Source organism: Alistipes intestinihominis (assembly GCF_040095975.1).
In the GTDB taxonomy this organism is placed as follows: Bacteria; Bacteroidota; Bacteroidia; order Bacteroidales; family Rikenellaceae; genus Alistipes; species Alistipes senegalensis.
On the sequence record NZ_JBBMFL010000005.1, the window covers coordinates 79,143 to 92,657 of the forward strand.

General features: G+C 61.4%; 11 protein-coding genes. 5 read left to right on the forward strand and 6 right to left on the reverse strand.

Annotation, left to right across the window (positions count from 1 at the left end; all coding sequences use genetic code 11):
* Positions 1–25 precede the first annotated feature (25 nt).
* Together WMO46_RS05960 and WMO46_RS05965 are read left to right on the forward strand one after the other, a co-directional pair.
* Entirely contained in the window at positions 26–1,807 is a 1,782-nt protein-coding gene (locus WMO46_RS05960; RefSeq protein WP_019149701.1) for a chloride channel protein, read from the forward strand.
* 2 nt (positions 1,808–1,809) lie between these two features.
* Positions 1,810–2,148, forward strand: a complete 339-nt coding sequence (locus WMO46_RS05965; RefSeq protein WP_349094003.1) for a PAS domain-containing protein — start codon at positions 1,810–1,812, stop codon at positions 2,146–2,148.
* Between the two features lie 31 nt (positions 2,149–2,179).
* Here the strand turns inward: WMO46_RS05965 and WMO46_RS05970 are convergent, their stop codons facing one another.
* The 6 genes from WMO46_RS05970 to lon form a co-directional block, all read right to left on the reverse strand.
* Entirely contained in the window at positions 2,180–2,464 is a 285-nt protein-coding gene (locus WMO46_RS05970) for a YciI family protein (protein ID WP_195496660.1), read from the reverse strand.
* Between the two features lie 7 nt (positions 2,465–2,471).
* Positions 2,472–3,437 carry a KpsF/GutQ family sugar-phosphate isomerase gene (locus tag WMO46_RS05975; RefSeq protein ID WP_349094004.1) on the reverse strand — a complete coding sequence of 322 codons (966 nt, stop codon included), beginning with the start codon at positions 3,435–3,437 and terminating at the stop codon, positions 2,472–2,474.
* Positions 3,438–4,190, reverse strand: coding sequence for a 3-deoxy-8-phosphooctulonate synthase (kdsA, locus tag WMO46_RS05980; protein WP_129650523.1), 753 nt, complete (start codon positions 4,188–4,190; stop codon positions 3,438–3,440).
* A gap of 241 nt (positions 4,191–4,431) precedes the next feature.
* Complete coding sequence (kdsB, locus tag WMO46_RS05985) at positions 4,432–5,190, reverse strand: 3-deoxy-manno-octulosonate cytidylyltransferase (protein WP_349094005.1); 759 nt, start codon at positions 5,188–5,190, stop codon at positions 4,432–4,434.
* Positions 5,187–5,573, reverse strand: a complete 387-nt coding sequence (locus tag WMO46_RS05990) for an MmcQ/YjbR family DNA-binding protein (RefSeq protein ID WP_129650525.1) — start codon at positions 5,571–5,573, stop codon at positions 5,187–5,189. Before WMO46_RS05990 ends, kdsB begins: the two co-directional genes overlap by 4 nt.
* Positions 5,574–8,000, reverse strand: a complete 2,427-nt coding sequence (gene lon, locus WMO46_RS05995; protein WP_019149694.1) for an endopeptidase La — start codon at positions 7,998–8,000, stop codon at positions 5,574–5,576.
* 113 nt (positions 8,001–8,113) lie between these two features.
* Here lon and WMO46_RS06000 point away from each other — a divergent pair, with 113 nt between their 5' ends.
* The 3 genes from WMO46_RS06000 to WMO46_RS06010 all read left to right on the forward strand — a co-directional run bounded on the left by WMO46_RS06000 (position 8,114) and on the right by WMO46_RS06010 (position 13,501).
* Complete coding sequence (locus tag WMO46_RS06000) at positions 8,114–10,741, forward strand: valine--tRNA ligase (protein ID WP_349094006.1); 2,628 nt, start codon at positions 8,114–8,116, stop codon at positions 10,739–10,741.
* Positions 10,742–10,917: 176 nt separating this feature from the next.
* Complete coding sequence (rnhA, locus tag WMO46_RS06005; protein ID WP_196016553.1) at positions 10,918–11,382, forward strand: ribonuclease HI; 465 nt, start codon at positions 10,918–10,920, stop codon at positions 11,380–11,382.
* Positions 11,383–11,671: 289 nt separating this feature from the next.
* Positions 11,672–13,501 (forward strand): ABC transporter ATP-binding protein, encoded by a 1,830-nt coding sequence (locus WMO46_RS06010; RefSeq protein ID WP_019149691.1) that lies wholly within the window; start codon positions 11,672–11,674, stop codon positions 13,499–13,501.
* Positions 13,502–13,515: the final 14 nt, after the last annotated feature.

The window sequence follows — 13,515 nt, forward strand, 5'->3', positions numbered from 1 at the left end:
AGTTCTCAATCCTTAATTGCGCCGCATGTCTTTCCGCGCCGACCGCATCTACCTCGAATTCCTCCGGCTGACCCGGAGGCTGTCGAACAGCCAGATCATGATGCTTCTGGCCGTGGTGGTCGGCGTGCTCGCGGGGCTGGGGACCTATCTGTTCGAAATCCTGCTCCACTTCATCAAACAGGGGCTCATCAGCTGGTTCCCGGTGGACAGCGCCCATTTCCTGCTGCTGATCTACCCCGCCGTGGGCATCATTCTGGCGACGCTCTTCGTCAAATACATCGTCCGCGACAACATCTCCGAGGGCGTGACGCGCGTGCTGTACGCCATGTCGCGCCGCAACTCGCGCATCGCCGGCCACAACTGCTGGACCTCGGTCGTGGGCGGTGCCACGACCATCGGATTCGGCGGTTCGGTGGGTCCCGAGGCCCCGATCGTGCTGACGGGGGCCGCCATCGGGTCGAACATCGGACGGCTGGCGCGCCTCAACTACAAACACACGACGCTGCTGCTGTGCTGCGGCGCCGGAGCCGCCCTGGCGGCGATCTTCAAGGCCCCGATCACGGGCGTGGTCTTCGTGCTGGAGATCCTGATGCTCGACATCACCGCCGGCTCGGTCATCCCGCTGCTGATCGCCTCGATCACCGCCACGACGATGGCCTTCATGCTGCGCGGCTTCGACCCGATTCTGGCCATCACGCTGGCCCCCGAAGATGCGTTCGAACTGTGGCAGATACCGCTTTTCATCCTGCTGGGCGTGCTGAGCGGGCTGATGTCGTGGTATTTCACCTCGATGAACTCCCGCGTCGGGAACTTCTTCAAGGGCATCGACAAGCAGTACAAGAAGTGGATCTGGGGCGGCGTGGTCCTCGGCGTCCTGATCTTCATCTTCCCGCCGCTGTACGGCGAGGGCTACGAGGGCTTCACCTCGCTCATGCACGGCAACGCGCAGGAGCTGTTCAACAACTCGCTCTTCTACCGCTTCCGCGACATCGACTGGGTGGTCATCCTCTTCGTCATCGCCACGATGTTCTTCAAGGTCATCGCCATGGCTTCGACCAACGCCGCGGGCGGCGTGGGCGGAACTTTCGCCCCATCGCTTTTCGTCGGGGCGTTCACGGGCGCTTCGCTGGCGCTCGTCTGCAACACGCTGTTCGGCTGGGAGGTCTCGATCGTCTCGTTCACGCTGGTGGGCATGGCGGGCGTCATGTCGGGGGTGATGAAGGCCCCGCTCACGTCGATATTCCTCATCGCCGAACTCTCGAACGGCTACGGACTCTTCATCCCGCTGATGACCACGGCCTGCATCTCGTTCGCCGTGGGCTACTACCTCGACCCCGACTCGATCTACACCAAACAGCTGCGTCTGAACGGCGAACTGCTGACCCACGACAAGGACCAGTCGGTGTTCGTCTTCCTGAAGCTGGAGGAGCTGATGGAGACCGATTTCCTGCGCATCAAGGAGAACATGACCCTCGGGGACATCGTTCACATCATCTCGACGGCGCGCCGCAACATCTTCCCCGTGATCGACAACTTCGGACGGCTGATCGGCGTGGTCCAGCTCGACGACCTGCGCGAAGACATGTTCAAGCACGAACGCTACGGCCGTCCGATCTCGGACTACATGATCCCGCCCCCGGACAGGATCATCGAGCACGAAACGATCCTGAGCGTCATGGAGAAATTCGAGGACAAGCACACGTGGATGCTGCCCGTCGTGGACAAGCAGGGGCGCTACCTCGGGTTCATCTCCAAGTCGCGCATCCTGAACGCCTACCGCGAACAGTTAGTGAAAATCCAGCAATAGTCATGGAAAACCCCTACCCCTGGGCCGAGGAGGCCGGTTACGCCGTCACGGTGTGCGACACCGAGGGCACGATCCTCTACATGAACGAAAAGGCGCGGGCCGCTTTCGCCAAACACGGCGACCTGATCGGCCGGAACCTCTTCGACTGCCACAACGAACGTTCGCGCGGGATGATCCGCCGGATGCTCGCCACGGGAGGCACGAACGCCTACACGATCGAGAAGCAGGGCACGCGCAAGATGATCTACCAGACGGCCTGGAAAGAGCGCGGCGAGGTCCGCGGGCTGGTGGAAATCTCGATGGAGATACCCGCCGAGATGCCGCACTACATCCGGAAATAAAAAAGGAGGTTTTTCAAAACCTCCTTTCGTCTTACAGAAACGCCTCGAATCCGGGCAGGTGTTTCGTCGGCGAAAACTCGACGATCTCGTAGTCGGCGACGCCGTGGATGCGGAACGGATCGTCGCACGTCAGGGCCTCGACGGCCGCGCGGTCCGAGGCACGGCAGAGGATGATGCCTCCCGAGCGGGGATTCTGCGGCCCCGAGCAAAGGAACGCCCCGTCGGCATAGTGCCGGTCGAGGTATTCACGATGCGCCGCGAGGTGCCGCTCCACCTCGGCAAGCGGCTTCTTGTAGGTGAGTCGGACGATGAACATAAAGATGTTACAGTTTGATGTCGTAAATCTGAATCACGCCCGAGAGTTTGCCCGCATCGTCCGTCACGAGCAGCGAGGTGACCTTGTTGCGGGTCATCATCTTCTCGGCCTCGATCAGCTTCTCATCCGGCGCGATGGTCTTGGGATTGCGCGTGGCGATGTCTGCGGCTTTGATATTGAAGAACTCCCCGCGCAGGCGCTCCATCGCACGGCGCACGTCGCCGTCGGTGACGATGCCCTTGATGCGGTCGCCGTCGCAGATCACGATCAGCCCCAGCCCGCCTTTCGAAATGGCGTGGATCATCTCCGTCGCCGGGCAGTCGGGAGCCACCACCGGCAGGTCGTGGTCGCGCATGACGTTGCCCACGGTCATCAGCAGACGCCGCCCGAGGCTTCCGCCCGGATGCAGGCGCGCGAAATCGACGCTCGTGAACCCCCGCATCTGCATCAGCGACACGGCCAGCGCATCACCCATAGCGATCTGCGCCGTGGTTGACGAAGTGGGCGCGAGGTGCAGGATGCAAGCCTCCTCGCGGACCCCGACATCCAGATGCACGTCGGAATTCCGGGCCAGCGCCGACTCGGGATTGCCGGTCATCGAAATGAGCCGGTTGCCGTTGGAGTGGATGAAGGGAACGATTTTCAGAATCTCGTCCGTCTCGCCCGAATAAGAGAGCGCCACCACGATATCCTCCTTCGAAATCATGCCCAGGTCGCCGTGGAAAGCCTCTCCGGGATGCAGAAAAAAGCTCGGAGTGCCGGTCGAGGCGAGCGTCGCGGCGATCTTGCGCCCCACGAGGCCCGACTTGCCCATGCCCGTGATGATACACTTGCCGCGGCTTCCGAGAATCATCTCCACGGCCGCGGCGAACTCGTCGCCCAAAGTCTCTTCCAGATGTTTGAGCGTCAGCATCTCCGTATGGACCGCCTTGCGGGCCACCGCGAGAATCTGCGCCTTTGTCGTATCGGTCATTTACAGCAGGGATTTAATTAACGCTTCCAAATCATCGAGCCGCAGCATGTTCGCGGCGTCGCTCAGCCCCTTGTCGGGATCGGGATGCACCTCGAAGAAGAAGCCGTTGGCCCCGAACGCCTTGGCCGCAAGGGCCATAGCGGGCACGAACTCCCGGTTGCCGCCCGTCTTGCCGCCCGCCGCGCCGGGACGCTGCACCGAGTGGGTGCAGTCCATGACGACCGTGGGGGCGATCTTCAGCATGTCGGGGATGTTGCGGAAATCGACGACCAGATTGTTGTAACCGAACGAATTGCCGCGCTCGGTCAGCCAGATGTCGGAGGCTCCGGCCTCGCGGGCCTTTTCGTAGGGATATTGCATGTCGGGGCCCGAGAGGAACTGGGCCTTCTTGATGTTCACCGTCCGTCCGGTCTTCGCCGCGGCGACTACCAGATCGGTCTGGCGGCAGAGGAAAGCCGGAATCTGGATTACGTCGGCCACCTCGCCCACGGGCGCGGCCTGCGCCGGTTCGTGGATGTCCGTGAGGATTTTCAGCCCCCATTTGGCCCGCACGTCGGCAAGCATCTGCAACCCTTTTTCGAGCCCCGGGCCGCGGAACGACGCGATCGACGTGCGGTTGGCCTTGTCGAACGACGCCTTGAAGATGATGTCGGTGCCGAGCGTCCGGTTGATGGCCGTCAGCCGTTCGGCCACGGTGTCCAGCAGTTCGGCAGACTCGATCACGCACGGGCCCGCGATGAATTTTATTGCCATAAAATTTAATTAAAAATTAAGAATTAAGAATTAAGAATTTGCCGAACTCCCAATTTTTAATTCCATGCATAATATTTTGTCATTGCGAAGCCTCATCAGAGGCTGTTGCAATCCGCTTACGAATCCGTAACGTCGCAACGCTTCTCCGCAGATTGCCACGTCGCTTCGCTCCTCGCAATGACCTCGCTCATTAAGCGGAGGTTAAAGACAATTGCAGGATGTGAAACCCGAGTCCACACACCTAATTATTCATTTTTAATTGCAAAAAGCGTTCTGCTTTTTGCAGGTCTTCGGGGGTGTCGATACCGACGGTCTCGACCTCCGAAATCCCCACGCCGATCTTGTATCCGTTCTCCAGCCAGCGCAGCTGTTCGAGCGATTCGGCCTTTTCGAGCGCCGACTGCGGCAGGTCCGTCACCGCGCGCAGCACGTCGGTGCGGAAAGCGTAGAGCCCGATATGTTTATAAAAGGTGTGGCGCGCAAGCCACTCCTCGCGCGGAACGCCCCGCAGATAGGGGATCACCGAGCGAGAAAAATAGACGGCCCGCGACTGTGCGTCGAGGAGCACCTTGGGGGAGTTGGGATTTTCGAGGGCGGCGAGTCCGTCGGCCTCCGTGAAAGGTTTCACGAGCGTGGCGATGTCGGTCGCGGGGTCGTCGAAACACCGCTTCACGGCCTCCAGCTGCGAGGGCCGGATAAAAGGTTCGTCGCCCTGCACGTTCACGACCACGTCGTACTCCACGCCCAGCCGGTCATAGGCCTCCCGGCAGCGGTCGGTGCCGCTCCGATGATCCGGGGAGGTCATTTCGACCCGCCCTCCGAAAGCCCGCACGGCGTCGTAGATACGCTCGTCGTCGGTAGCCACCACGGCGTCGTCCAGCACGCCGGCGACCTGCTCGTAGACCCGCCGGATGACGGGTTTCCCGCCCAGCAGGGCCAGCGGCTTGCCGGGAAAGCGCGTCGAAGCGTAGCGCGCGGGAATGATCGCAATGAATTTCATAGCTGCTTATCTTTTTCGGCCAGTTCGGCCCGCTGCTTTTTCGTCAGATGCGCCGTCGCCAGTTCATACGACTGCCGGACCAGCTCCTTCAGAAGTTGCCCGGGCACGTCGCTGTCGAAGCGGACGCTGATCCAATGTTTTTTGTTCATGTGCCAGCCCGGGCCGATGCCCTCGTAACGCTCCCGCAGTTCCGGAATCCGCTCAGGAGCGCACCGCAGGTTGCAGAAATCCCACGCCACGGCGTTCACGAAGCAGAACCACTTGTCCAGCACGTAAAAGACGAGTATGTCCCGGTCGTAATCCGACGACGATTTGCCGAACGGGAAATCGTCGTGCGTCCCTGCGAACGAGAGGCAGTAGGTCCGGAACTCCTCGACATTCATCTACTCCAAAGCCAGTTTCAGCACCTCGTCGTTGGTCTTCACGTAGTGGAACGTCAGCCCGGCGATATAATCGGCCTTGATCTCGGCGATGTCCTTGCGGTTCTCCTCCGAGAGGATCAGCTCGGTGATGCCGGCGCGCTTGGCGGCCAAAATCTTCTCCTTCACGCCGCCCACGGGCATCACCCGTCCGCGGAGGGTCGTCTCGCCCGTCATGGCGATGCGCTCCTTCACCTTGCGGCCCGTGTAGGTCGAGACGATCGAGGTGACCATCGTGATGCCGGCCGAGGGACCGTCCTTCGGGATCGCACCCTCCGGCACGTGGATATTGATGTCGTTCTTCTCGAACATCTCCGGGTCGATGCCCAGCTCCTTGTGGTGGGCCATCACCCACTCGTGGGCGATCGTGGCCGACTCCTTCATCACCTCGCCCAGGTTGCCCGTGAGGCTCACCTTGCCCTTGCCGGGCGTCAGCACCGATTCGATGTAGAGGATGTCGCCGCCGACCTCGGTCCATGCGAGGCCCGTCACGACGCCCGTCATGCCGCCCACCTCGTACTCTTCGCGGAGGAATTTGGGCATGCCGAGGATCTTCTCGACCTCCCGGGCCGAAACCTCGGGCGCGAAAGCCTCGTCGAAGGCGATCTGCTTGGCGCGGGCTCGGGCGATCTTCGCCAGATTCTTGTCCAGCGAGCGGACGCCCGCCTCGCGCGTATAGCCCGAAACGATCCCTTCGACGGTCTCCGCCGACATCGTCATCTCCGGCTCCTTGATGCCGTGGGCCTCACGCTGCTTGGGCAGCAGGTGGTCCAGCGCGATGCGCACCTTCTCCTCCACGAGGTAGCCGGGGATGTTGATCATCTCCATGCGGTCGCGCAGTGCCGGGGCGATGTTGGCGATGTTGTTGGCCGTGGCGATGAACAGCACCTTCGACAGGTCGTATTCCATGTCGATGTAGTTGTCGTGGAAAGTGGTGTTCTGCTCCGGGTCGAGGACCTCCAGCAGGGCGCTCGACGGGTCGCCGTGGTTCGAGACCGTCACCTTGTCCACCTCGTCGAGAATAATCACGGGGTTGGACGATCCGCACCGTTTGATGGTCTGGATGATCCGGCCCGGCATGGCGCCGATGTAGGTGCGGCGGTGTCCGCGGATCTCCGACTCGTCGTGCAGTCCGCCCAGCGAGATGCGGCCGAACTTGCGGCCCAGCGCCGCGGCGACCGACTTGCCCAGCGAGGTTTTGCCCACGCCCGGAGGGCCGTAGAGGCAGAGGATCGGGGATTTGAGGTCGCCCTTGAGCTTGATGACCGCCAGGTGTTCCAGGATGCGTTCCTTCACCTCGTCGAGACCGAAGTGGTCGCGGTCGAGCTGTTCGCGGGCGCAGGTCAGGTCGAGATTGTCCTTCGTCACGTCGTTCCACGGCAGCTCCAGCAGCAGTTGCAGGTAGGTCATCTGCACCGAGTATTCGGCCACGGCGGGGTTCAGCCGCTCGACCTTCTGCAACTCCTTCTCGAAGGTTTCGCCCACCTCCTTGGGCCAGTTCTTCTTCTTGGCCGCCTCGCGCATCTTCTCGATGTCGGCGTCGGCGCCGTCGCCCAGCTCGTCCTGAATGGTGCGCATCTGCTGTTGCAGGTAGTAGTCGCGCTGCTGCTTGTCGATCTCCTGCTTGACGCGCTCCTGAATCTGGCTCTTCAGCTCGGCCAGCTGCTGTTCGCGGATGAGTATCTCCAGCAGCTTGCGGGCGCGGGCCAGCAGGCCGGGGGCCTCCAGCAGCGACTGGCGGTCTTCGTCCGTAAGCTCCATGTTGGAGCAGATGAAGTTGATGATGCCGCGCTTCGAGTCGATGTTCTTGATGGCGAAGGCCGCCTCCTTGGGCATCGACGGCGAAACGTTGATGATGTTCAGCGCCACGTCGCGGATCGAATCCACGAGGGCCTCGAACTCGATGCTCTTCAGATCGGGGGTCGAGTCGCGCAGGGCCGTCACCCGGGCCTTGAAATAGGGCTCGGTGGTGATGTACTCCGTGATCTCGATCTTCTCCAGACCGTTCAGGATCACCGTCAGGTTGCCGTTGGGCATCTCCAGTATCTTGATGATCCGCGCCGCGGTGCCGACCTTGTACATGTCGTCCGGCGCGGGGTCCTCGACATCGCTTTCGCGTTGCAGCACGGCACCCAGGATGCCGCCCTCGGCATTCACGGCGCGCACGAGGTTGATGCTCTTGTCGCGGCCCACCGTGATGGGGGTTATCGCTCCCGGGAAAAGCACCGAGGAGCGCAGCGTGAGGATGGGTATGATCTCGGGGACCTCGACCTCCTCCACGGGCTCGTCACCGCCGGTGACGATGGGAATCACGTGGTGTTTGCCGTCGAGCAGTTCGGGGACCAGGTTCATGTCGTCCACTTCGAAGGTTTCTATCTTTTTTTTGCTCATAGTATACAAATATATAATGTTGCAAAGGTAACGTTTTTTCAGGAATTTTATTTTATCTTTGACAGAATGTTAATAACTTTGCATCCCTGAAAACAAAGTAAAATCTACGCGCCATGCAAATCGCCGACAAATACGCACCGCAGCAGATCGAATCCAAGTGGTACGACTACTGGATCGACCGGGGCATCTTCCACTCGGAGCCCGACGAACGGGAACCCTACACGATCGTCATCCCGCCCCCCAACGTGACGGGCATGCTCCACATGGGGCACATGCTCAACAACACGCTGCAAGACGTGCTGGTGCGCCGCGCCCGCATGTCGGGAAAGAACGCCTGCTGGGTGCCGGGCATGGACCATGCGTCGATCGCCACCGAGGCCAAGGTGGTGGCGATGCTCCACGAAAAGGGCATCGAAAAGGCGTCACTCACGCGCGAGGAGTTCCTCCGCTACGCCTGGGAGTGGAAAGAGAAATACGGCGGCGTGATCCTCAAGCAGTTGCGCAAGCTGGGCGCCTCGTGCGACTGGGACCGCACGTGCTTCACGATGGACGAAGCCCGCACGGAGAGCGTCCTGCGCGTCTTCTGCGACCTCTATGAAAAGGGGAAAATCTACCGCGGCGTGCGGATGGTCAACTGGGACCCCGCGGCGCAGACGGCCCTTTCGGACGAGGAGGTGGTCTTCAAGGAGTCGCACGGCAAACTCTACTACCTGCGCTATGCGGTCGAGGGCACCGACCGGACGATCATCGTCGCCACGACGCGCCCCGAAACCATTCTGGGCGACACGGCGCTGTGCGTCAACCCCAACGACCCGCGCTACGAGTGGCTGGCCGAGGGGGCCCGCGTCATCGTGCCGCTGGTGGGCCGTTCGATCCCCGTGATCCGCGACGAATACGTGGACATCGAATTCGGAACGGGCGCCCTGAAGGTAACCCCGGCGCACGACGTGAACGACTACATGCTGGGCGAGAAATACGGGCTGGAGACCATCGACATCTTCAACGACGACGGCACGATCAACGACAAGGTGGGCCTCTACGTGGGTCAGGACCGTTTCGACGTGCGCCGGCAGATCGAGAAGGATCTCGACGCGGCGGGCCTGCTGGAAAAAACCGAGGAGTACACCAACAACGTGGGCTATTCGGAGCGCACGGGCGTGGCCATCGAACCGAAGCTCTCGATGCAATGGTTCCTCTCGATGCAGGAACTGGCCGTACCGGCGACGAAGGCCGTGATGGAGGACGCGATCCGCTTCGTGCCCGAGAAATACAAGAACACCTACCGTCACTGGATGGAGAACATCAAAGACTGGTGCATCTCGCGCCAGTTGTGGTGGGGCCAGCGCATTCCGGCCTACTACCTGCCCAAAGGCGGCTTCGTGGTGGCCCTGACGGCCGAAGAGGCGCTGGAAAAAGCCCGCGCGAAGAGCGGCGACGCATCTCTGCAACTGACGGACCTGCGACAGGACGAGGACGTGTTGGACACGTGGTTCTCGTCGTGGCTGTGGCCCATTTCGGTGTTCGACGGCATCCGTCACCCGGACAATAGGGAGATCAGTTACTACTACCCCACCGACGATCTGGTGACCGGCCCGGACATCATCTTCTTCTGGGTGGCCCGCATGATCATGGCCGGGTATGAATACCGCGGGGAAAAGCCCTTCGGAAACGTCTATTTCACGGGCATCGTGCGCGACAAGATCGGCCGCAAGATGTCGAAGCAGCTGGGCAACTCGCCCGACCCGCTGGACCTGATCGACAAGTTCGGCGCCGACGGCGTGCGCATGGCCATGCTCATCTCCTCGTCGGCCGGCAACGACGTGATGTTCGACGAGGCGCTGTGCGAGCAGGGCCGCAACTTCGGCAACAAGATATGGAATGCCTACCGGCTGGTGAACGGCTGGACGACGGACGCCGCGGCCGCGCAGAGCGAGAACAACCGGCTGGCCGTCGCATGGTTCGGGCAGGCTTTGGGCCGCTCGCTGCGGCAGATCGCCGAGGATTTCAGAAACTACCGCATCTCGGAAGCCTTCAAGGAGGCTTACCGGCTGTTCTGGGACGATTTCAGCGGCTTGTACCTCGAAATGGTGAAGCCCGCCTACGGACAGCCGATCGACGCCCCGACGATGGAGGCTACGAAGGGCTGGTTCGACGCCCTGATGCGCGTGCTGCACCCCTTCATGCCGTTCGTCACGGAGGAGATCTGGCAGGACCTCGCGCCGCGGGCCGAGGGAGCCTCGATCTGCGTGGCGCAGATGCCCGAACCCGCGGCCGAAGACGCCGCGATGCTGGCGCGCTTCGAACTCGCCCGGGAGATCATCACCTCAGTGCGCAGCATCCGCAACCAGAAGAACCTGCCCCAGAAAGAGGCGCTGACGCTGCGCGTGATCGCCGACGAGAACTATCCGGCGGAGTTCGCCCCCGTGATGATGAAGATGGCCAACCTCGCGGCCATCGAGCCCGTCGCGGAGAAGGACCCGGCAGCCGTGGCGTTCATCGTCAAGACGACGCAGTATTTCGTGCCGATGGCGGGCAAGATCGACGCCGAAGCCGAGCGCAAAAAACTCGCGGACGACCTGACTTACTACGAGGGATTCCTCGCCTCGGTGATGAAGAAGCTCTCGAACGAACGCTTCGTCGCCTCGGCGCCCGAAAAGGTCGTGGCCAACGAGCGCGCCAAGCAGGCCGACGCCGAAGCGAAGATCGCGGCGATCCGGGCACAGCTTTCCGCACTGAAATGAGTAAAAAGCGGAAAACTGAAAATCTGCTTCCCGTCATTGCGAGCGAACAAAAGTGAGCGTGGCAATCTGCGCCACAGCGTCGCCACTCCGGCGCAGATTGCCGCGTCGCTGCGCTCCTCGCAATGACATCGCCTGTCAATCTTACATTTTCGCTTTTTTAACCCTTCACCTCGAATTTGGCACAAATCACGATCTATACCGACGGTTCGGCCCTCGGAAACCCCGGCCCCGGGGGCTACGGCGCGGTGCTCCTCTCGGGGCATCACCGCAAGGAGCTGTCGCAGGGCTTCCGGCTGACGACCAACAACCGCATGGAGCTGATGGGCGTGTGCGTGGCGCTCGAAACCCTCAAATTCGAGGGTTCGGAGGTCGTGATCTACTCCGATTCGAAATACGTCGTCGATGCCGTCACCAAAGGCTGGGTCTTCGGCTGGGTGCGCAAGGGATTCGCGGGCAAGAAGAACCCCGACCTGTGGATGCGCTTCCTGCGCGCGTACAACCGCCACAACGTCCGGTTCGTCTGGGTCAAGGGCCACGCCGACACGGTGGAGAACAACCGCTGCGACAAGCTGGCCGTGGCGGCGGCCAACGACCGGACGCACTGGCTGGAAGATACGGGATACGATCCCACGGAGCGGTGACGGAAACGTCGCCGCTCTTTTTTTCTGCTCCTTCGGGCGCAAACTTTCGCCGAAATTTCCTGCGAGTCTCCCCCTGCCGGACCACCGTTTCCGGCCCCGGAGCCGCTGCGGCCGCCATACCCCGGACCGAGCCGCCCGCAGCCCGGTTTTGGTGCTGTCAATTCTTTTTCGTATCTTTGGCTGCGCCGAAGATACTTCCGCCCGGCAAAATGCAAGTAAACTTGCTTTTGCCCTCGCTTATTCGTATCTTTGTCCGATTATTGCGTAACCACCAAACCATACGCCCGGAATGTTCAAGACATACATGCGGCTGTTGGGCTTCGCCCGGCCGATCAAGAAATACGCGATCCCCTACTTTTTCTACTCCCTGTTCTACGCGCTGTTCAACTCGCTGACGTTCATGCTGATCATCCCGATCCTGAACACCATGTTCGACGCGAACTACTCGTTCGAATACGTCGAGAAACTGCCCCCCGTGGAGCTGAACAAGGAGTATCTGGCCACGCTCTTCAACTTCACCTATTCGCATATTTTCCAGGAATACTCCACGCAGAACGTCCTGATGCTGCTGGCCATAGTGGCCATCTGCATCAGCCTGCTGAGCAACCTGTTCCGCTATCTGGGCGCCTGGACCATGGAGAATATGCGCACCCGGACCCTGCAACGGATGCGCAACGAGATGTTCTCGCGCGTGATGGACATGAACGTGGGCTACTTCTCGGACCAGCGCAAGGGCGACATCATCTCGAAGATCACCTCCGACGTGGGCGTCGTGCAGTTCTGCATCACCAACACGCTCCAGGTGTCGTTCCGCGAACCGTTCCTCATCATCGGCTACATCGTGATGATGGTCTCCATTTCGTGGGAGCTGGCGATCTTCTCGGTGCTGTTCCTCCCGGTGGTCGCGCTGCTGATCGGCAGCATCGTCAAGAAACTCCGCCACCCGGCCCGCACCAACCAGCAGCGCATGGGCGAAATGGTCGCCACGCTCGACGAATCGCTCGCAGGCATCAAGGTCATCAAGAGCTACAACGCCGTCGAGTACATCAAGCAGAAATTCTACGCCATCAGCGCCGACCTCGCACGGCTGACCCTCTCGATGGCCCGCCGCCAGCAGCTGGCGTCGCCGATGAGCGAATTTCTCGGCATCACGGCCGTGGGCGTGATCCTCGTCTTCGGCGGATCGCTCGTCGCCAAGGGATCGCTCGACCCCGGCGGATTCATCGCCTTCGTGGCCATCTTCTCGCAGATCACGCGCCCCGTGCGCACCTTCATCGACCAGTTCGCCAACATCAACCAGGGCATCGCCGCCGGTGAACGCATCTTCTCGATCATCGACACGACGCCCGAAATCCAGGACGCCCCCGGCGCCAAGGAGCTGACGGGTCTGAAAGAGAAGATCGAGTTCCGCGACGTACACTTCTCCTACGACGGTTCGCGCGAGGTGATCGACGGCGTTTCGTTCGAGATCCTCCGCGGGCAGACCGTGGCGCTGGTGGGACCCTCGGGCGGCGGCAAATCGACCCTGAGCGAACTGCTGCCGCGGTTCTACGACCCCACGTCGGGCGACATCCGCATCGACGGCGTCTCGCTGCGCGACTACACGCAGGAGAGCCTGCGCGAACACATGAGCGTCGTGGCGCAGGACACCGTGCTATTCAACGACACCATCGAAGGCAATATCGCCATGGGCAAACGCGGCGCCACGCACGAAGAGGTGGTCGAGGCGGCGAAGGTCGCCAACGCCGACTGCTTCATCCGCGAGAGCCCCGAGGGTTACGAAACGAACATCGGCGACCGGGGCGTGAAGCTCTCCGGCGGACAGCGCCAGCGGCTCTCGATCGCCCGCGCGGTGCTGAAGAACCCCGACATCCTGATCCTCGACGAGGCGACCTCGGCCCTCGACACCGAGAGCGAGAAACTCGTTCAGGAAGCCCTCAACAACCTGCTCAAAGGCCGCACGTCGGTGGTCATCGCCCACCGGCTATCGACCATCCACAACGCCGACCAGATCATCGTCGTGGACCACGGACGCATCGCCGAGCAGGGTACGCACACCTCCCTGATGGAGCGCAACGGCATCTACGCCAAACTGATCGAAATGCAGTCTTTCGACTAAATGAAATTCGACTA